We start from the raw sequence: 19,639 nt of genomic DNA, 5'->3' as shown, positions 1-19,639 counted from the left end.
GAGGATCCTCTAGGTTCTCAAAGTGGCTTAACAGTGAATCCGTCGGGGGCACTGAATGGGACATGGATAGCCTTGATGTCAAACGTATCCACTAGTATCCCTACTCACCGAGTATGCGTTTGCCCTGCCGAGTTTTTAGGGTGGGCGCGATTGCCGTCCGTGGTAGACCCGGAGGATGAGAACTTCGTTTTCCACAAGGGCGTAGTGGATCACATAGCCAAACTTGCCAAACCTCACCTGAAGTTTTCTCAAGCCAGGGGTATCTGCAACTGGGGTACCTCTTTGGGGAGTTTGGGCCAGGCTCTTCCCAGCCTTAACGATTGCCTGCAAAGCCTGGGCAGCGGCGTCTGGATGGTTGATTTTGAGAAACTGATGCTGCCGACTGAGATCGGCAAGGGCAGGCCGTGACCAAACTACTGCGGGCATGGCCGTTCGGGGTCTGAGCCTAGGCCGTTGACCCAGGCTTCAACTTGGTCATGGGGAATGGCATCGCCCTGGTAGTTGGCCAAGACATCTAGGCTATGCTGCACCATTTCAGCCTCGGTGCGAGGGACGAAGGTCAAGCTTGGGTCTAGCTCGCCGTAGACTTCATTCCTAGCAGGCTGGGCGTTGTGCTCTAGCAGTTGTACTCCCGCCAGCAGCACTTCTAACGGTGTTTGATAGGGGCCACGCTCAAGCTGACGCTGCACCAGCTGCTCTAGCTCGGGAGATAAGACAATTTCCATGGATTGCTGCACCTTTAGGTGTTAGCTCAATAGTACCTAATTCCAAAACTGATAATGGGTTGGTTACACTTGAGCTTTTGTGGTTAGGGCATCTATGGCCAGTATTCAATCGGCGCGGCACCCCTTGCAGCGGCTGTTGCGCTACGGGCGCAACTATCGACCGCAGATTTGGGGGGCCGTAGCCAACTCCATTCTCAACACCATCTTTGACCTGGCCCCACCCTACCTGATCGGCATCGCCATCGACGTGGTGACCAATAACGAAAACTCGCTGATTGCCCGCGTGGGCATCACCAGCATTGCGGGGCAGCTGGGGGTGTTATCGGCGCTAACGTTTTTGATCTGGAGTCTGGAGTCGCTGACGGAGTATATCTATGCCACCCTGTGGCGCAATCTGGCCCAAAACCTACAGCATGACCTGCGGATTGATGCCTACAGTCACCTGCAAAGTCAGGATCTCAGCTATTTTGAAGACCGCAGCACGGGCGGTTTGCTGACCATTCTCAACGACGATATCAACCAGCTAGAGCGGTTTTTGAATACTGGGGCACATAACCTGCTGCGGTTTTTTACCACGGTAATTTGGGTGGGGGCGACGTTTTTAATCTTGGCCCCAGGGGTGTCGTGGATGGCGATGCTGCCGATTCCCTTTGTGCTGTGGGGGTCGATCGCCTTTCAGCGGCGGCTGGCCCCGCGCTATGCCGAGGTGCGCGACAGGGCAGGGTTGATCAGCGGGCGGCTGGCCAACAACCTGTCGGGCATTGCCACGATTAAGAGCTTTACGGCGGAGGGCTACGAGCGCGATCGCATCACCCAGGACAGCGACGCCTACCGCCAGAGCAACCGCCGAGCGATCGCGCTCAGCGCCGCCTTTGTGCCGCTGATTCGGATTGTGATTTTGGTGGGCTTTACCGGCATGTTGTTTTTGGGCGGCCTAGCGGTGGCCCAGGGCACCCTGTCGGCGGGCACCTACGGCTTTTTGGTGTTCATCGTGCAGCGGCTGCTCTGGCCCTTTACCCAGCTGAGCGAAATCATGGATGAGTACCAGCGGGCGATGGCCTCGGTGCGCCGGGTGCTGGGCCTGCTGGATGAGCCGATTGAGCTGGTGCCGGGGCGCAACCCGCTGCCGGTGGAGCAGGTGAAGGGGGATGTGCGCTACGAGAACATCAGCTTTGCCTATGCCAACCGCCAGCCGGTGCTGAAAAACCTCTCGCTGCATATTCCCGCTGGGCAGAGCATTGGCGTAGTGGGGGCGACGGGCTCGGGTAAGAGCACCCTGGTGAAGCTGCTGCTGCGCTTCTATGCGCCCCAGCAGGGCCGCATTTTGATCGATGGGCAGGAGATCCAAGACCTGCTGCCCCAGGATTTGCGCCGCTGCATTGGCCTGGTCAGCCAGGATGTGTTTTTGTTTTCCGGCACGGTGGCCGAGAATATTGCCTACGGCAGCTTTGACGCTACCTTCGACGAAATTCTCCACGCGGCCAAGCTGGCGGAGGCCCACGAGTTTATTGCCCAGCTGCCGGAGGGCTACGACACCATTGTGGGGGAACGGGGCCAGAAGCTCTCGGGTGGGCAGCGGCAGCGGCTAGCGATCGCCCGCGCCATTCTCAAAGACCCGCCGATTCTGGTGCTCGATGAGGCGACTTCGGCAGTGGATAACGAGACCGAGGCGGCGATCCAGCGATCGCTGGCGGTGATTACCCAGGGTAGGACAACTTTGGCGATCGCCCACCGCCTCTCCACCATTCGTCACTGCCACCGCATCTACGTGATGGCCCAGGGCGAAATCGTCGAACAGGGTCGCCACGAAGACCTGCTGGAGCTAAACGGCATCTACGCCAGCCTGTGGCGGGTGCAGTCGGGCCTGCGATAGGAGGAAAGTCACTACTAAAGCTGCTTATCCAAACATTCGCTGATGCCTACGCTAACCTGGACTTAGGCCACCCATCACTCACTGTTCTCCCATGCCTACTCCCCTGATCGAGTTTCGCCAGCTGCAAAAAATCTACGGCATCGGCAATACCGAGGTACGGGCGCTGTGGAACGTGAATATGGCCATTTACCCCGGCGAATACTGCGCCATTATGGGGCCTTCGGGCTCGGGCAAATCGACCGCGATGAATATGGTTGGCTGCCTCGATCGCCCGACATCGGGAGAGTATTTCTTCGACAGCCAGAACGTGGCCACCCTCGACGACGACGCCCTGGCCCATATTCGCAACCAAAAAATTGGCTTTGTTTTCCAGCAGTTTCACCTGCTGCCCCAGCTCACGGCGCGCGAAAATGTGGAGCTGCCAATGATTTACTCGGGGGTGCGCAGCGACCTGCGCCATCAGCGAGCGACGGAGGCTTTGGTGCGGGTGGGGCTGGGCGATCGCATCAACAACAAGCCCACCCAGCTCTCCGGAGGGCAGCAGCAGCGGGTGGCGATCGCCCGGGCGATCGTCAACAACCCGCTCCTCTTGCTGGCCGACGAGCCGACCGGTGCCCTAGACACTCGAACCACGGAGGACGTGCTCGGCATCTTTGCCGACCTCCATAGCGCCGGTATTACCGTCGTCATGGTCACCCACGAGCCTGACGTGGCCCGCGCCAGCCAGCGCATCATCTGGTTCAAGGACGGCGAAATTCTCAACGACCACCTCAGCCCCAGCGATCTGGCCGAATCTATCGCCCTTCGATAATGTGAATTACTCTGGCTTACCCACGTCACTAATTCTCATCGCCCAGCAAATCTAACGCTATCTCTAATGCTTTTTGGGTAGGGTGCCTTACGCTAAAGTAAGGTGTATCGTATGACCTCATGTAGAGAGAGCTTGATCGGTGAAAATTACCCTGGATATTCCCGACGAAGCGCTTCAAGCGCAGGCAATCTCTCAATCGGATTGGTTACGGGAGTTTGCCATTGCGCTGTTTCGGCAAGAGCTGATTACCCTAGGCACAGCCAGTGCTATTGCTGGAATACATCAGATAGCCTTTCAAGAACTTTTGTTTGATCGCGGCATCAACCTGCATTACGATTTAGCGGATTATCAGGCTGATGTTGAAAGTCTTCGCAATAATCATTGGCGATGATTATCATCAGCGACACATCGCCGATTAGTAACCTACTAAGAATTGAGCAACTGCATCTGCTAAAAGCCCTTTATGGCAGATTAATTATTCCTGAGGGAGTTTATCGAGAAATCAGTGGGTTAGAAGCCTTTGGGATTGAAACATCCTTGCTACTGGAGACCAACTGGATCGTTGTTCAAGCGGTTCAGAATCAATTGTTGGTTGCAACATTGAAGGATGAGCTTGATCTAGGGGAAGCTGAGGCGATCGCATTGTCTCTTGAAGTTGGCGGCGATCGCCTGTTAATGGACGAACGTCTGGGCAGACGGGTAGCCCAGCGTTTTGGGCTGAAGGTAACAGGGCTGCTTGGGGTGTTGGTTGCCGCCAAGCAGAGTGATTTGATTACTGAACTGAAGCCACTGTTGGATACGTTGATTAATCAGGCTAAGTTTCGAGTTCATCCCGACCTGTACCGCCAAATCCTGCGAGATGTCGGTGAAGCTTGATATCAATAGGAAGCCAAGCTTTTACCTGAAATGGCCAGGAATACTACTGACAACCCAATTGCCCCAGCCTTTCTACCCAGCTTTCTCAAGCTGGCGATCGCCAACATTATCTCGAACTTGATGGTGCCCCTGGCGGGCCTTGTAGATACGGCCTTTCTCGGCCACCTGGATGACATCAGCCACCTGGGCGGGGTGGCCCTGGCTACGGTAATTTTTAACGTGATCTACTGGAGCTTCGGCTTTTTGCGCATGGGGACCACGGGCACCACGGCCCAGGCCCGAGGGCGCGGCGACAGCGATGAATTGTGGCTGATCTTGCTGCGCAATGGCGCGATCGCCCTTACCTTGGGCCTGCTCATTCTGCTGCTGCAAGTCCCGATTCGCGACCTGGGCTTTGCCCTGCTCAGCGGCGAACCGGCGGTGAGGGCAGCGGGCATCGAGTTCTACAACGCTCGCATTTGGGATGCCCCAGCGGTGCTGCTCAACCTGGTGCTGATGGGCTGGTTTTTGGGCCGCGAAAAGGGCCGTCGGGTGATTGCCCTCTCGATGGTGGGTAACGGCAGCAACGTGGTGTTTAACACCATTTTTATCTATCAGCTGGGCTGGGCCAGTACCGGCGCTGGGCTGGGCACAGCCCTCAGCCAATACGTGACCCTGGCGGTGGGGTTGGGGCTGTTGGTTAGGGATGGCGGCTTTCACAACCTCCGGGCGGTGCTGCCCCAAGGATGGAACCCACAGGCGATCAGAGGACTGTTTTTGCTGAACCGCGACATTTTGGTGCGTACCTTTGCCCTGGTGTTGAGCTTTGCGCTGTTCACCAACTTCAGCTCGGCTTTGGGCACCCAGACCCTGGCCGCCAATACGCTGCTGCTTCAGGTGGTCACCCTCTCGGCCTACTTTATCGACGGCATTGCCTTTGCCACAGAAAGCTTTGCGGGCCGCTATTACGGCAGCGGAGACAGAACCCATCTCCGCCGTCTGCTCAAGGTGGGTGGTGGCACCAGCATCCTATTAGGGTTGACCTTTGCCCTGGCCTTCGTGCTCTTTCCCGCTCCGCTGTTTGGTTTGCTGACGGGGCATCAGGCGGTGATTGCGATCGTAAAAACCTATGTGGGATGGTTAATTCCGGTTTTGGGATTGGGGGCGATCGCCTATATGCTTGACGGCTATTTTCTTGGCATCACCGCTGGCCAAGTCTTGCGCAACGCCACCGTGCTAGCCGCTGGCGTGGGCTTTTTGCCCCTTGCCCTTGTCGCTCAATCTTTAGGGAGCGCGCACCTGCTGTGGCTGGCCCTGGTAGGCCTGATGGCGGCCCGCGCCCTGACCCTGGGCTGGGCAGTACCTAAGTCTCTGGTTTGACCGGCCCTAATGTAACGACTGCTGCCGCCGCCATTCCTACTACTTTCCTACAACATTTAGATACAGTTGTGGGCTGTAGATAAGCTCATAAGAATAATGCATCTGATTTACTCAGCGGCAGCGTCATGAAGCAAAAAGATGATTTTTTCAACCAAGTTTATTCTATCGACCAGGCCAACAATGCCTACATGATCGAGGTCTCCCTCGACAGCTATACCGATATTTTTAGTGAGTGGGATCCGGCTCCCTTTAAGCGGCGAGAATTAGATTCAGACCTGCAATTCTATTTAGAAAATAGTGCGGATGAAATTCCGACCCAGCATTCAATTGAAGTCTGCTTTACCCTACCCCCAGGCACCCGCGATGAGGCGATGGAGCAGGAGGTCAGGGCTGGCCTGGCAAACAGTCTCGACTTCAAAATCTACTTACTCAAAAAAGAAATTAAGCTGATCAACACCCGCACCTTTAGATATGTCCTTGCCGGACTAGGCACGCTCCTAGTCGCAAGGCTCATAGCAGAACCCGCTGAATTCAACGTTGTTACCTCTGTTTTGACAGAGGGCTTATTTATTGGTGGCTGGGTGTTTTTATGGGAAGCTGTTTCCCTATTCTTTTTCTCTAATCGAGACTTGTATTACCGCTACCGCACCTACAAGCGCTTGCGAGGCTCCGAAGTTATCTTTAGCGACGCGGCCTAAAGATCTGGCCGCAACCGAGTTCCCTCGCAGAAGCCGCGCCCAACCTCAACCAAGGCATCGCCATCAACGCCAGAAACCGGCCTCACCTACGCCCGTAACCGCCAGGGCTTTGCTGAGACCATCAACAAACTGCGCCCCTCATGCAAAACGTCAGATGACCGGGCGAGCACGGCACCAAGCTGCCGCCCTTAGAGGGACGGGCCTGTACATAACGCATACCCTTTTGGGGGGCGAGGTTTCTGCTGCGCGCTGCGGTGGGCCAATGCTTGTGGGCTGAGAAGCTTGCCTGCTTGCTTTGGGGCACTTTAAAGACTTATCAAGGCTTTATTGCAAAACCTATCGCCCTCAAAAATAGAGTGATATAAACAAAAGTAACAGCACCAATCCTCGGCATCCCGACCGGGAAACTGTGGATTGGGTATGTGGTTACGCTTGTACAGCTCGTTCAATGGCCAGAAAGCCTTGCTTTAGGGCGCTTTGTCCTAGCCTCTCCCCGCTGGGTGGTAGATCATGATCTATCTCCGACGCTCTCAACCCTCGCTCTCGACGACCGCCCATGGCTAGCCCCACCCCCCTCAACGGCCCCGACGATCGCTTTTACTACTTTGCCTACGGCTCTTGCATGTGCCCCGTAGACCTCAAACGCTCCCTAGGCGAAAGCACCCACGCCTATGTGATTGGGCCAGCGACGCTAGATGGGTATCGGCTGGGGTTCTTTCGGCGATCGCGCCTGCGCAACTGCGGCGTGCTGGATGTTGTACCCGACCCAACCGCCACTGTGCAGGGCGTGCTTTACTACCTGCCCTGGCGGCTGAGCCCCGCCCTCGACCTGCGCGAAGAAGGCTACTGCCACGAAACGGTCACCGTTATCGCCAGTGGGCAGGCCTACGCTCAGACCCGCACCTACTCGGTAATCAGCAAGACTCACGAAGAAATTGCCCCCAACGAGTGGTACTCCAGCGTAGTTATGCGGGGGGCGGCCACCTGTGGTCTACCCGAGCAATACTGCTGGGAACTGTTCCACCACATTCATTCTCTCCAGCGGCGGCAGGCTCCAGAGCCCCTGCGCCGGACTGCCTAGCATCGGGTCGGGGCATTCCCTATAATGGGGGCACATTCTAACCCTTCACCCCCGCCATCCCCGTGACCCAAACGCCGCTCTCGCCTCGCCCCGCCGTCACCGATGCTCGCCCCGATGCCCTGGGCCGCTTTGGCCAGTTTGGCGGCAAGTATGTACCCGAAACGCTCATGCCCGCCCTGTTTGAGTTAGAGCAGGCGTTTTATCAGTACCGCGACGAGGCCGGCTTTAAAGACGAGCTGAACGGTCTGCTGAAGGACTATGTTGGCCGAGCCACTCCCCTCTACTTTGCTGAACGGCTCACGGCTCACTACCGTCGCCCCGACGGCAACGGCCCCGATATTTACCTCAAGCGCGAAGATCTTAACCACACGGGCGCGCACAAGATCAACAATGCCCTGGGGCAGGTACTCTTGGCCAAACGCATGGGCAAGCAGCGCATCATTGCCGAAACTGGGGCCGGGCAGCATGGGGTGGCCACCGCGACGGTGTGCGCTCGCTTCGGCCTCCAGTGCGTCATCTACATGGGCGTGCAAGATATGGAGCGCCAGTCGCTGAACGTGTTTCGCATGCGGCTGATGGGGGCCGAGGTGCGCGGCGTCACAGCGGGCACTGGCACGCTGAAGGACGCCACCTCTGAGGCCATTCGCGACTGGGTGACCAATGTAGAAAATACTCACTACATTCTGGGTTCGGTGGCCGGGCCGCACCCCTACCCGATGATGGTGCGCGACTTCCACGCCATTATTGGCGAAGAGACCCGTGCCCAGTGCCTAGAGAAGTTTGGCGGTCTGCCCGATATTTTGATGGCCTGCGTGGGTGGCGGCTCGAACGCGATGGGGCTATTCCACGAGTTTGTCAATGAGCCCACGGTGCGAATGATCGGCATTGAGGCGGCGGGCAGCGGCGTGGCCAGCGGCAAGCATGCGGCTACCCTGACGGAGGGCAGAGTAGGCGTGCTCCACGGAGCGATGAGCTACCTGTTGCAAGACAGTGAAGGCCAGGTGATCGAAGCTCATTCCATTAGCGCTGGTCTGGATTATCCCGGCGTTGGCCCTGAGCACAGCTTTTTAAAGGATGCGGGCCGGGCCGAGTACTACAGCGTCACCGATCTGGAAGCCCTCGACGCCTTCCAGCGAGTGTCGCGCCTGGAGGGCATTATCCCTGCTCTCGAAACCGCTCATGCTTTCGCCTACCTCGAAACGCTGTGCCCTCAGCTGACGGGCAACCCCCGCATTGTGATCAACTCCTCAGGTCGGGGCGACAAGGATGTGAACACCGTGGCCAATGCGCTGGGCGGGCTGGAGTAGAGCTTGCCTCGGCTGGATTGTCCAACTCGCAGATTCAATCGGAGGAGGAGGTGCAGATGAGCGGTGAAGCCAATGTTGAGTCAACGTCTCTATACGACGCGGATTATCAGCTCTGGATAGACGATACAGTTGCTTATCTGCAATCCCGCAACTTTGATGCGCTCGATTTGGAAAACCTGATTGAGGAAATTGAGGGCTTGGGTGGGAGTGATAAGCGATCGCTGAGCAGCTACTTAATGCGGCTATGTGAACACTTCTTTAAGCTGTGCTACTGGGAGTCTGACCGCGATCGCTGCTTTCGCGGCTGGGACTTGGAGATTTCTAATTTCCGCGTCAGGATGCACCTCATCCTTAGAAACAGCCCAAGCCTGAAAAGATACCTGGAAGAAAACTTTCTGGCGGATTATAGCAGTGCGCGTAGAATTTTTCTTAAAGCCAGTCATTTCAAAAAAGAAACAATTCCTGAGCAGCCTTGGTTCACCCTGGAGCAGGTGCTAGACCCCGACTGGTTGCCCTGGCAGCCTAACTCAGACACCCTTGACAATTAGGAATCCCTCCCATGGCCGACGGCTTTGAAATTTGCGATCGCGACCTCACCCCCGATCTTCTGGCCCGCTACCGACAGGCCAGCGCGATCGCCTGCGATACCGAGACTATGGGTTTGCTGCCCTGGCGCGATCGCCTCTGCCTAGTGCAGCTCTCCGACCCTGATGGCTATGTGTCGGTAGTGCGTATCGAACTCGGACAGACAGAAGCGCCCCTGCTCAAAGAACTGCTGGAAGCCCCGGCTATTCTCAAACTGTTTCACTTTGCCCGCTTTGATCTAGCCACCCTCAAGCACAACCTGGGCATCACTGTAGCCCCCGTGTTTTGCAGCAAGATTGCCAGCAAGCTGAGCCGCACCTACAGCCCCCGCCACGGCTTAAAAGAGCTGGTCAAAGAGCTAGAGGGCATCGAACTCGACAAAACCGCCCAAAGCTCCGACTGGGGCAACGCCATGAATCTCTCCGACGAGCAGCTCAGCTACGCCGCTAACGATGTGCGCTATCTGCACAGCATTCAGCAAACCCTCACCGCTATGCTCCAGCGCGAGGGCCGGTGGGAGCTAGCCCAAGACTGCTTCAACTGCTTGCCCACCTTTGTTGCCCTAGATCTGCTCCAGTACACAGGCGTATTCGAGCATTGATCAACTCGGTTCCCTGTTCGCGTGGCGGCTCCGAAGGAGCAACGGAGTCGAAGGGAGCGGAGAGAAGCGGTTTGGCACGGGGGACGGTTAAGATTGTTCTGTCTATCTCGAAGATTGCTTACCTGCGAGGAGAACGACCATGAGCGTTGACAGCAAAGACTTTCAAGACGAGCTGCAAAAGGCGATCGACTACGCCCACCAGATCACCGCAGAAAAGGGTGGCACCTCCCCCCAAGCCGCCGCCGCTTGGGATGTGGTTGAAGAAATGCGGGCCGAGGTTTCGCACCAGCACCAGGTTCCTAAAAAAACCGGCTTTGACCAGTACTTAGAAGACAACCCCGAAGCCCCCGAAGGTTTAATGTACGACACCTAAGAGCACCGTTTTGGGGCTAACTTAGCCCTGCCGATGGACAGATTAGAGTGTTAAAATCGATCTGGTTAGTTTTCGGTAGATTTCGCTTGTTTCATTTCACTTTGATTTCCGATACAGCTTTGTCTCCGTTTACTCACTGCACTTTGTACAGTACGGAGACAATTCTATGTCACTCTATGTTGGTAACCTGTCCTACGATGTCACCCGCGAAGATCTAGAGCGGGTGTTTGCAGAATACGGCGATGTGAAGCGGGTCAGCCTACCCACCGATCGCGAAACCGGTCGTCCTCGGGGCTTTGCCTTCGTCGATATGGCCGCTGAAGCTCAAGAAGACACCATCATCGAATCCCTCGATGGGGCCGAGTGGATGGGTCGCGAAATGCGGGTTAACAAAGCTCGCCCCCGCGATGACGCCCGCAGTGGCGCAGGCGCAGGGGGCGGTAACGGCGGCAACTACCGTCGCACCGGCTTCTAGGCTAATTTGCCCAGCTCGCTCAGGGCCTAATAATTCGCAGGGTAGGTCGCAGTGGCCTACCCTTTTTTGCGGGAATTTGGGCGTTGCTTCAATTCAGCAAGGCCAAAATTTGCCCCCTAGAATTGCTCACGCTCGGCCACCACTGGGGAGCGATCGACGGTGGGCTGGGGTCTGCCGCTGGCATCGAGGTAGCCCAGATCCTGCAAAAAGGCGTAGAGGGCGGTGGGAAAGTCGGCATAGGCTTGGCTGACCTCGCCGTCGTCGGTGTAGGTGTTGAGGCCCCAGTCGTCAGTGCGATCGTAGTGGGAGAGCATGAAGAGCCAGGCTTCTCGGTAGCGCCCCACGCGAATATTTTGGGCTACGTAGCCCGCTAGCACGCCGTTTTTGTCGCCGCGATCGGCAAACTCTGGGTCTTCCACCGTGAAGCGCATTCCGGCCGCGATGTCCTCCATATAGTTGGTGAACTGGGTAGTGGTGTCGCGGTATGCGCCATTCTCGTAGGTCAGCACAACGCTGGGTGGGTACGACCCGGCGTAGGAGCTAAAGCTGTAGAGAAAGGCATTGTCGAAGGTGACAAACTCCATCAGTCCATCGCCGTTGAGGTCTGTGAATTCGCCGCCGCCGCCGTCAAGGTAGCCAAAGTAGACGGGGTTAAACTGCTCGTCTTGCCAGGTGTAGGTGGTGGTGGCCAGGCAGCAGTGGGCACCGCCGGTAAAGGTTTGCACCACCACCTCAGCGGTGCCGTCGCTGTCGAGATCCATCAGCTCAATGCCCGCAAACATGGCGGCGGTGTCGGTAGCTGACAGCTTTAGTTCGTCGTTGTAGAACAGTTGAATCGTTAGGTTGTTGCCAATCTCTTCGGCCTCGTAGTCGAGCGGGGTGTAGCTGGCGACGACGCGAATCGGCCCTTGGGCGATCGCCTGCTCAGTCAGAGCTTCGGTGTCGTAATCGATCTCGATGCGGGGGTTTGACCCTAGGGCGGGCAGGCCGAGGGTCAATAGGCTACCGACGAGCAGGCTTTGGAAAATGGCTTTCATCAACTGTTCTCTGTCTTAATGACATTATTTACACGGTTTGCTCAGCTTGCCCCGGTTGATTCTGCGGCTACCAGCGTCGCCAGTGGCGTTTGCCCACCACAAAGATGCCCAATAGCACGCCTACCAGAAGAGTGTAAGACATGGTCACCAGCGCGGCGGGAATGGGCAAAAACCCTTTGATAATTAGCACCAGGGCGATGCAGGGCACCAGCGCCCACAGCACGCCGGTGTCAATGTATACGCTCTTAAACCAGCGTTCCAAGATGGTGAGGCCCAGGGCACCAATGCCAAAGCCTGCGGCAATGGGCAGCAGCATGAATATCAGCTGTAGAAGGGGCAGCAGGTTGCTCCCAGCGTTGGCCAGCAGCAGGGCTAACCCCTGGGCTAGCAGTAGGTCGGCGGCGGTGGCGATCGCCACCGCCGCCAGCGCCACCTGAAGCAAAATCGCCCAGGGCAAAGACTTGAGCCGCCAAAAGGGGTTACGCATAGCCGTAGCAGTAGGAAGTCACGCCTATTATTGCGCCGAATTCTAAATCTGGCTGTGGGGATGGCATCAATCTTCAGGCTCGGCCGATGTTCTGACCCCTTCAAAAGCAGGGGTGATTGCTGTAATAAGTAAATCTTTGCGGTGCTGAGACCTTAGATATGGGATAACAATAGATGCGGGTTCAGGCGATCGCCTGGGCTTGGTTGCTCTAACTTCCTGCGTGATCTTATGGAAAAGCTGCTGCGTGGCCTGCGTGACTTTCAGGAAAACTATATTCCCGACCACCAGGAGCTGATTCAGCAGTTGGCTAAGGGCCAGCACCCAAGGGTGTTGTTCATTGGTTGCTCTGACTCACGGGTAGACCCTACCATCATTACCCAGGCCGAGATTGGCGACCTGTTCATCATCCGCAACGCGGGCAACATTATTCCCCCCTACGAAGCTACCAACGGCGGCGAAGGGGCCACCATCGAGTACGCCATGGAGGCGTTGGATATTCGCCAGGTGATTGTCTGCGGCCACACCCAGTGCGGGGCGATGAAGGGACTATTGCAAATTGGCGAACTCGAAGAAAAAATGCCCCTGGTCTACCACTGGCTGCGCCACACCGAAGCTACCCGCAAGCTGGTCGAAGACCACTACAGCGATCTGCCTAAGAAAGAAAAGCTCGATTTGCTGGTGGCCCAAAACGTCCTCACCCAGATTGACAACTTGCAAACTTACCCCTCGGTGCGCTCAAAGCTGCACGCGGGCACCCTAGCCATCCACGGCTGGATCTACAAGCTCGACACCGCCCAGCTCCTGGCCTACGATGAGGAGTCCAAAGCCTTCATACCGCCCCACAGCAAAATCTACGCCGACCTGGAAAACGCTAAGTCGGTTAAGCCCGGCGGACTTTCCCTGGAGTTTAACGACACCGTAAGGCCGGGGGCCGGTGCCCCCTCTGTAGCCCGCCCCGACTTTTCTGAGCCGGTGCAGCCCCACTGGCCGGGGGCCAATCGCCTCAGCCCCGAGCAGGCCGCTCGCATTTACCGGGGGGCCGGGGTGTAGGGGAGTGGATGAGGGAGTAGATGGATGGGTAGGTGGATGGGTAAGGCAACGACGCTAGCGATCAAAGTTGGCAATCCGCCGCGCCGCGCCAATGCTCTGCTCGCCGGGACCAAAGGTGACCTCCAAAGCCTGCTGGTCGGCAAAGGCGCTAGAGGCTTCACGGTAGACGGTGCGGGTGGTGGGCAGGGTGCGCCGCTGGCCGTTGTAATCAAAGGTGATAGCGTAGTCAACTTCCCGAAATATGGTGGGGTCGGTGCGCTGCTCGATGGGTTCACGCTTGCGGCTGTCAAGATCGGCGGCGGTGGGGCGAGGGGGCAGAGCCGGCCAGTACAACCCCTCATCGTCGGGGCCGGTGGCGGCACCCTCGGGGCGCACCCCGTTGCGGTTGACTAAAGAATTAGACTCGAAAGTTTCCATGTGAATGGTCTGGCGGCGATCAAAGCTGCGGGCGTACTCGGCTCGCCAGGTTTGGGTGACAGTGGCGGTGGCTTCGTAGGTGCCGGTGGTGACGGTGTTGCCCGTGGCGGGGTAGTTTTCACACCCGGCCATGAGGCCTAGACCCAGGGCAAGGGTGCCAGTCTGGAGCCAGCGAGGTACCGAAAACCGAGAGGTCAGCGTAGGCATAGCAGCGATCGATGGGTGATCCAAAAATTATCTGTGTTCTGTGTATAGACGCTACCAGTGCTTTATATAGACCGCCTATGGAAAGCGGCAGGGAGTAAAAGTGGCACAGTAAGGTGGCCTAATGACCCATGGCTGCCGACCGAGATGAGGGTTAATCAGTCAACTTGGTGACGTTTAACCCAGAGTTATCGTTGGGAGGACGCCTAACGGCTTAGCATAGGGCAGACCGCTCAGAATACCGAGGCAAAATTACGTTGTGTATCAATGTGCTGCATCCAGCGATCGCAGCCCAGCGTATTTGTTAAATCTGGTAGCTAACCCTTCTACTGCGGTTTCCCCAACAGTTGGCCCGGTGGTCACTGTGCGTTCTTCAGCCTGGCCCATGACCCAAACGTCGCTTTCGATTCAGCAAACGTTTCAATCTTTGCAGCCCTTTGACCGGCTGCCCGCCGAGGCGCTCCAGCAGCTCTTGCAAACCGCCCAGCCGCTCAAATACCGAGTGGGGCAGCCGCTGCTGCGGCGAGAGGTGCTCACCCAGCAGGTAATTGTGCTGCTGGAAGGGCAGGCCAGGCTCTTGGGCTACGACCCGCGCACCCAGCAGCCGGTGACCCTAGGGCGCTTTGGCCGAGGCGAAATGCTGGGAGTAATCAGCTTAATTCGCGGGGTGCCCTGCGAAACGGTGATTGCCTCAAGCGAGGTGCTGGCGCTGACGCTGCCGTCTTACACATTTTTGAATCTGCTCAACGAGTATCCAGAGTTTGGGGGGGAGGTGCGCGATCGCACCTACGCCATCGAAGCCTTTGACCTGGTGGCCGAGCACGCCAAGGCCCACGCCCTCGACGTTGGCGATCTCAAGGCCAAGGCCCAGATTGTCTGTGACGAATCGGCGATCGTCACCCTACCCCCCGGCCCCAGCGACCTAGGCCAGCTCGATCGCGCCCTTACCTGGGTGCTCAGCGGTGGCACCGTGCTGAATACTCCCGTCGGATCAACCTTGGCGCTCGATCGGCCTGTGGAGATCCTCAGCCCCCAAGGGGCGCGGGTGCTGGGCATGACCCCGGCGGTGCTGGCCGAAACCCTGCCCGAGCCCTCCGATCTGGAGCCAGAAGCCGTTGCCCGGCCCGTAGAGGTGCTGGATGTCAACAACATTCCCTACGCTACCGAGGCCGATCTGGTGCCCCGTAGCCAGCCGTCATCGGCCCTAGAGAAATCGCCCAGCCGCAGCTACCCCTTCGCGCGAGGCCGGGGCGAGGTCGATGGGGCGCTGGCCTGCTTCGACATGCTCAGCCAGCAGTTTTCCATGCCCTTTCGCAAGGATGTGATTCGCCGCATTTTGGCCAGCCAGCACGAGCGCATGGGCCAACTTTCCCTACCGATCTGCGGCTCGGTGAGCGAGATGATGGGCCTCAAAACCCAGCTGGTGCGCGTGCCCGTAGGAGCCTTTGGCCGCCTCAATACCCCCTGCCTGATCCGCTGGCAGGAGAGCTTTGCAGTACTCTACGAAACCAGCGAAAAAGCCTATATTTTGGGCGATCCCGAGGTGGGTGTCATCCGCCGCACCCCCGAGAGCTTTGCCGAAGCCTGGGGCGAGAGCGGTGAGGTACTGCTGCTCGAACCTACCCGCGAAACCCCCCAGCAAAAATTTGGCTTGCAGTGGTTTTGGCCCTCGATTCAAAAGTACCGCTGGGTGCTGATTGAGGTGTTTGTGGCCTCGTTCTTTGTGCAGCTGTTTGGCCTGGCCAACCCGCTGATGGTGCAGATCATCATCGACCGGGTGATTGTGCAAAACAGCGTCGATACCCTGCAAGTGCTGGGGGTCTTCTTGGTGGTGGTGGCCATTTTTGAAGCCCTGCTCACCAGTTTGCGCACCTATTTATTTGTCGATACCACCAACCGCATCGACATGGCCCTGGGGTCAGAGATTATCGATCACCTGTTTCGCCTGCCCCTGCGCTATTTCGACAAACGCCCCGTGGGCGAACTCTCCAGCCGCATCAACGAGCTAGAGAATATTCGCCAGTTCCTCACCGGCACGGCGCTGACGGTAGTGCTCGATGCGGTGTTCTCGGTGCTGTACATCGTGGTGATGTTCATCTACAGCTGGCTGCTCACCCTGGTGGCCCTGGCGACGATTCCATTGTTTGTGCTGGTGACGGTGCTGACAGCTCCGATTGTGCGCAAGCAGCTGCGCATCAAGGCCGAGCGCAACGCCGCCACCCAGTCGCTCTTGGTGGAGTCGCTGTCGGGCATTCAGACCGTCAAGGCGCAGAACATTGAGCTGCGCACCCGCTGGAAATGGCAGGAGCGCTACGCCCAGTACGTCAGCGCCGGGTTTAACACCGTACTCACCTCCACCACGGCAAATTCCGCCAGCAACTTTCTCAACAAGCTCTCGGCCCTGCTGGTGCTGTGGGTAGGGGCCTGGCTGGTGCTGGACGGGCAGCTCACCCTGGGTCAGCTGATCGCCTTTCGGATTATCTCGGGCTACGTGACCGCGCCGATTTTGCGCCTGGCCCAGCTGTGGCAAAACTTTCAGGAAACAGCCCTGTCGCTGGAGCGGCTGTCTGACATCATCGACCACCCCCAAGAGACCGACGCCGATGAGGCCAACCAGATCCCCATGCCGGAGATTACTGGCCAGGTCACCTTCGAGAATGTGGCCTTTCGCTTTGCCCCCTCGGGGCCGTTGCAATTGGCCAGCGTCAGCCTAGAGTTCCCGGCCGGGATTTTCATTGGCGTAGTGGGCCAAAGCGGCTCGGGGAAGAGCACGCTGATGAAGATGCTGCCCCGCCTTTACGAGCTAGAGTCGGGCCGCATTCTGATCGACCACTACGACATCAGCAAGGTCGATCTGCACTCCCTGAGGCGGCAGATCGGCATTGTGCCGCAAGATAGCCTGCTGTTTGAGGGCACCATTCAGGAGAACATTGCCCTCACCAACCCCGACGCCGAACCCAGCGTGATCATCGAAGCGGCCAAAACCGCCTGCTGCCACGACTTCATTATGGATTTGCCCCTGGGCTATAACACCCGCGTCGGCGAGCGCGGCTCGACCCTGTCGGGGGGGCAGCGGCAGAGGATTGCGATCGCCCGCACCATCCTGCAAAACCCCCGCCTGCTGATTTTGGATGAAGCCACCAGCGCCCTCGACTACGACACCGAGCACCAGGTCTCGATGAACCTCAAGGGCTGGGCCGAGGGCCGCACGGTGTTTTTCATTACCCACCGACTCAACACCATTCAGCAGGCCGACCAGATCTTGGTGATGGAGCAGGGCTCAGCGGTGGAGTTGGGCACCCATGGGGAACTAATGGAACTACAGGGTCGCTATTTCACCCTCTATCAGCAGCAGCTCAGCGGCGTTTGAAATATAAGTTTTAATTTTGAACTTTGAATTTAATCTTCCAATTCAAAATTAAAAATTAAAAACTCTCCATCACCCCCTACTCCCTCCCTCCCCTACTCCCCCACCCACAACCATGGTTCGCATTAACAGCCTCCCCCCCAGCCAAACCTCTAACGCTGACTCAAACGGCGACGCTGTGCTCGCCAACCAGCCCTCGCGGCAAAAGGTGCAGTTCGACAAGCCGGTGATTCTGCGCCAGTCGCCCCGGTGGTCGCGGGCGGTGGTGTGGACGTTGGTGGGGGTGACGACATTCTCCCTGGCCTGGGCCTGTCTGGCCAAGTTTGAGGAGGCCATACCGGCCCAGGGCAAGCTGGAGCCCAAGGGCATGGTGCAGCCGGTGCAGGCCCCGGTGGGCGGCGTGGTGCAGGAGGTATTGGTCAGCGAAGGGCAGACCGTGGAGGCGGGCGACCCGCTGCTGCGCTTTGACCCCGAAACCACCCAGGCCCAGCTCACCTCGCTGGAGACCATTCGCACTAAGCTGCGAGACGAAAACGCCTACTACAAGTCGCAGCTGGCCGATGACCTCGACGCCAGCGCCCCGGTGGATATTGCCCCCGGCCTGGCGCAGCTGACCAGCAACCGCGCCGCTCTGGTGGCCGAAAACGCCCTCTACCGCGCCCAGCTCGCCGGAGATGCGACGGGGGAAAGCCTGCCGATTGCCCAGCGCGATCGCCTGCGCGCCTCCAATGCCGAACTTAACTCGCGCCTCAGCATTGCCAACCTGGAGGTTGATCAGCTACGCCGCCAGCTCACCCAGACCCAAGCTCAACTGGCCAACGCCCGCGATGCCATGAGTGTCAACCAGGACATTCTCGATCGGATTAGTATACTAGTAGATAAAAAGGCTATTGCTGAAATTCAGTACCTTCAGCAGGAGCAGGAGGTGAACAATAGTCAGACTGAGGTGAACCGTTTGGTGGAGGAAGCAGAGCGGCTGGAGCTAGCGATCGCCCAGGCCCAGGAGCAGTTTCGCAATACCTCGATCGCCTCCCAAGACGAGTTGCAGCAGCGCATTGCCGCCAACGACAACCAGATTGCCACCCTCGACAGCCAGCTGACCAAAACCATTCTCGAAAACGACAACCGCCTGCAAGAACTCGACAGCCAGATTGCCCAGCTTCAGCAGACCCTCACCTACCAAGAGCTGCGCGCCCCGGTCAGCGGCACGGTGTTTAACCTCAAGGCCAACCAGGCGGGCTATGTGGCCAACTCCACCGAGCCGATTCTCGAAATTGTGCCCAGCGATGCCCTAGTGGCGCGGGTGTTTATCACCAACCGCGACATTGGCTTTGTGCGCGAGGGTATGGAGGTGGATGTGCGCATCGACTCGTTCCCCTACAGCGAGTTTGGCGATGTCAAGGGCACCCTGACCCAGATTGGCTCTGACGCACTGCCCCCCGACCAGATCAACCCCAACTTTCGCTTTCCGGCAGAAATTACCCTGGGGGATCAGGTGATTGCGATCGATGGGCAGCCCGTGAAGCTGCAGTCGGGTATGTCGCTCAGCGCCAATATCAAAACCCGGCCCCGGCGGGTGATCACCATCTTCTCTGACCTGTTTGTACGCAAAATCGACACCATCAAGACGGGCGGCTAGCAGCTCAGACAGTGCTTAAGGGTTTAGGAAATGCAAGGTTCAAGGTGTAGAGTTCAAGGTATAAGGCCGCCCCTTACATCGTAAACCCTGCGCCTTAAACCCCTTTTTCAGCCTGTCTTCCCCCCAGCGGGGTCTTTTCGCAACAATGCATTCATAGAAAAAGCAGACTAAGTCATTCCAATTTGATAGAATGGCGTCTATGCAAAAGCGCCGTTGCTTGATTGGGGAGGTTATCCGGTGATTCACGCTACGCTGCACCAGCTTAAGGTCTTTGAGGCAACGGCCCGCCACGGCAGCTTTACCCGGGCCGCCGAAGAACTCTACCTCACCCAGCCCACGGTGTCGATTCAGGTGAAGCAGCTCACCAAGGCGGTGGGGCTGCCCCTGTTTGAGCAGATCGGCAAGCGCCTCTACCTCACCCAGGCGGGGCAGAAGCTGTTAGAAACCTGCCAGGAAATTTTTGACGGCCTCGACCAGTTTGAGATGGCGGTGTCTGATCTGAAAGGTCTGAAGCAGGGCCAGCTGCGCCTGGCGGTGATTACCACGGCTAAATAGGGTTTGCTGAAAAAATCAGCGAGGGCTGGACAGAGCCTTTTGGTTAGGCCATCGCCGGATCGCCCATCGCCGCCCGCCAGTGAGCACTGCTAAACGCCTTGAGTCGAGCGATTGCCTCG

Annotated in this window: 21 protein-coding genes; 16 read left to right on the top strand and 5 right to left on the bottom strand. The window is 57.8% G+C overall.

Features of this window, described 5'->3' with window-relative positions; all coding sequences use genetic code 11:
- Nucleotides 1-135 precede the first annotated feature (135 nt).
- Together VB780_RS08015 and VB780_RS08010 are read right to left on the bottom strand one after the other, a co-directional pair.
- On the bottom strand, nucleotides 136-426 hold the full coding sequence (locus VB780_RS08015) for a type II toxin-antitoxin system RelE/ParE family toxin (protein ID WP_323350614.1): 291 nt from the start codon (nucleotides 424-426) through the stop codon (nucleotides 136-138).
- Nucleotides 414-725, bottom strand: coding sequence for a hypothetical protein (locus VB780_RS08010; protein WP_323350613.1), 312 nt, complete (start codon nucleotides 723-725; stop codon nucleotides 414-416). Before VB780_RS08010 ends, VB780_RS08015 begins: the two co-directional genes overlap by 13 nt.
- Before the next feature lie 94 nt (nucleotides 726-819).
- On the opposite strand from VB780_RS08010, the gene VB780_RS08005 reads away from it, so the two are divergent.
- From VB780_RS08005 to VB780_RS07950, 12 genes are all read left to right on the top strand, one after another.
- On the top strand, nucleotides 820-2,598 hold the full coding sequence (locus VB780_RS08005; RefSeq protein ID WP_323350612.1) for an ABC transporter ATP-binding protein: 1,779 nt from the start codon (nucleotides 820-822) through the stop codon (nucleotides 2,596-2,598).
- A gap of 91 nt (nucleotides 2,599-2,689) precedes the next feature.
- Entirely contained in the window at nucleotides 2,690-3,409 is a 720-nt protein-coding gene (locus VB780_RS08000) for an ABC transporter ATP-binding protein (protein WP_323350611.1), read from the top strand.
- Between the two features lie 139 nt (nucleotides 3,410-3,548).
- On the top strand, nucleotides 3,549-3,800 hold the full coding sequence (locus VB780_RS07995; RefSeq protein WP_323350610.1) for a UPF0175 family protein: 252 nt from the start codon (nucleotides 3,549-3,551) through the stop codon (nucleotides 3,798-3,800).
- Entirely contained in the window at nucleotides 3,797-4,285 is a 489-nt protein-coding gene (locus tag VB780_RS07990) for a DUF3368 domain-containing protein (protein WP_323350609.1), read from the top strand. The genes VB780_RS07995 and VB780_RS07990 overlap by 4 nt, the downstream gene beginning before the upstream one ends.
- A gap of 30 nt (nucleotides 4,286-4,315) precedes the next feature.
- Nucleotides 4,316-5,644: a guanitoxin biosynthesis MATE family efflux transporter GntT gene (gene gntT, locus VB780_RS07985; RefSeq protein WP_323350608.1), complete on the top strand. Its 1,329-nt coding sequence runs from the start codon at nucleotides 4,316-4,318 to the stop codon at nucleotides 5,642-5,644.
- 125 nt (nucleotides 5,645-5,769) lie between these two features.
- Nucleotides 5,770-6,342, top strand: a complete 573-nt coding sequence (locus VB780_RS07980; protein WP_323350607.1) for a hypothetical protein — start codon at nucleotides 5,770-5,772, stop codon at nucleotides 6,340-6,342.
- A gap of 556 nt (nucleotides 6,343-6,898) precedes the next feature.
- Nucleotides 6,899-7,423, top strand: a complete 525-nt coding sequence (locus tag VB780_RS07975; protein ID WP_323350606.1) for a gamma-glutamylcyclotransferase family protein — start codon at nucleotides 6,899-6,901, stop codon at nucleotides 7,421-7,423.
- A 62-nt stretch (nucleotides 7,424-7,485) separates the two neighbouring features.
- Nucleotides 7,486-8,730 (top strand): tryptophan synthase subunit beta, encoded by a 1,245-nt coding sequence (gene trpB / locus VB780_RS07970; protein WP_323350605.1) that lies wholly within the window; start codon nucleotides 7,486-7,488, stop codon nucleotides 8,728-8,730.
- Nucleotides 8,731-8,786: 56 nt separating this feature from the next.
- Complete coding sequence (locus VB780_RS07965) at nucleotides 8,787-9,278, top strand: DUF29 domain-containing protein (RefSeq protein ID WP_323350604.1); 492 nt, start codon at nucleotides 8,787-8,789, stop codon at nucleotides 9,276-9,278.
- Nucleotides 9,279-9,289: 11 nt separating this feature from the next.
- The gene (locus tag VB780_RS07960) at nucleotides 9,290-9,916 is read left to right on the top strand and encodes a ribonuclease D (protein ID WP_323350603.1); all 627 of its coding nucleotides are present in this window, start codon (nucleotides 9,290-9,292) and stop codon (nucleotides 9,914-9,916) included.
- 139 nt (nucleotides 9,917-10,055) lie between these two features.
- Nucleotides 10,056-10,289, top strand: a complete 234-nt coding sequence (locus VB780_RS07955; RefSeq protein ID WP_323350602.1) for a Calvin cycle protein CP12 — start codon at nucleotides 10,056-10,058, stop codon at nucleotides 10,287-10,289.
- 166 nt (nucleotides 10,290-10,455) lie between these two features.
- A complete protein-coding gene (locus VB780_RS07950) occupies nucleotides 10,456-10,764 on the top strand; it encodes an RNA-binding protein (protein ID WP_323350601.1) in 309 nt (102 codons plus the stop codon).
- A 116-nt stretch (nucleotides 10,765-10,880) separates the two neighbouring features.
- On the opposite strand, the gene VB780_RS07945 is transcribed toward VB780_RS07950, so the two are convergent.
- Nucleotides 10,881-11,801, bottom strand: coding sequence for a hypothetical protein (locus tag VB780_RS07945; protein ID WP_323350600.1), 921 nt, complete (start codon nucleotides 11,799-11,801; stop codon nucleotides 10,881-10,883).
- 67 nt (nucleotides 11,802-11,868) lie between these two features.
- On the bottom strand, nucleotides 11,869-12,288 hold the full coding sequence (locus VB780_RS07940) for a hypothetical protein (RefSeq protein WP_323350599.1): 420 nt from the start codon (nucleotides 12,286-12,288) through the stop codon (nucleotides 11,869-11,871).
- 228 nt (nucleotides 12,289-12,516) lie between these two features.
- Between VB780_RS07940 and VB780_RS07935 the strand changes: the two genes are divergently transcribed.
- Nucleotides 12,517-13,338 carry a carbonic anhydrase gene (locus tag VB780_RS07935; RefSeq protein ID WP_323350598.1) on the top strand — a complete coding sequence of 274 codons (822 nt, stop codon included), beginning with the start codon at nucleotides 12,517-12,519 and terminating at the stop codon, nucleotides 13,336-13,338.
- A 54-nt stretch (nucleotides 13,339-13,392) separates the two neighbouring features.
- Here the strand turns inward: VB780_RS07935 and VB780_RS07930 are convergent, their stop codons facing one another.
- Complete coding sequence (locus VB780_RS07930; protein ID WP_323350597.1) at nucleotides 13,393-13,962, bottom strand: hypothetical protein; 570 nt, start codon at nucleotides 13,960-13,962, stop codon at nucleotides 13,393-13,395.
- Nucleotides 13,963-14,344: 382 nt separating this feature from the next.
- On the opposite strand from VB780_RS07930, the gene VB780_RS07925 reads away from it, so the two are divergent.
- The 3 genes from VB780_RS07925 (at nucleotide 14,345) to VB780_RS07915 (ending at nucleotide 19,520) form a co-directional block, all read left to right on the top strand.
- Complete coding sequence (locus VB780_RS07925) at nucleotides 14,345-17,329, top strand: peptidase domain-containing ABC transporter (RefSeq protein WP_323350596.1); 2,985 nt, start codon at nucleotides 14,345-14,347, stop codon at nucleotides 17,327-17,329.
- A gap of 112 nt (nucleotides 17,330-17,441) precedes the next feature.
- Nucleotides 17,442-18,965, top strand: coding sequence for an HlyD family efflux transporter periplasmic adaptor subunit (locus VB780_RS07920; protein ID WP_323350595.1), 1,524 nt, complete (start codon nucleotides 17,442-17,444; stop codon nucleotides 18,963-18,965).
- A 237-nt stretch (nucleotides 18,966-19,202) separates the two neighbouring features.
- Nucleotides 19,203-19,520 (top strand): LysR family transcriptional regulator, encoded by a 318-nt coding sequence (locus VB780_RS07915; RefSeq protein ID WP_323350594.1) that lies wholly within the window; start codon nucleotides 19,203-19,205, stop codon nucleotides 19,518-19,520.
- The last annotated feature ends 119 nt before the right edge of the window (nucleotides 19,521-19,639 follow it).

Origin of the sequence: Leptolyngbya sp. CCNP1308 (genome assembly GCF_034932455.1) — a bacterium.
GTDB lineage: Bacteria > Cyanobacteriota > Cyanobacteriia > Phormidesmidales > Phormidesmidaceae > Nodosilinea.
This window is presented reverse-complemented; position numbering and strand designations above follow the sequence as displayed.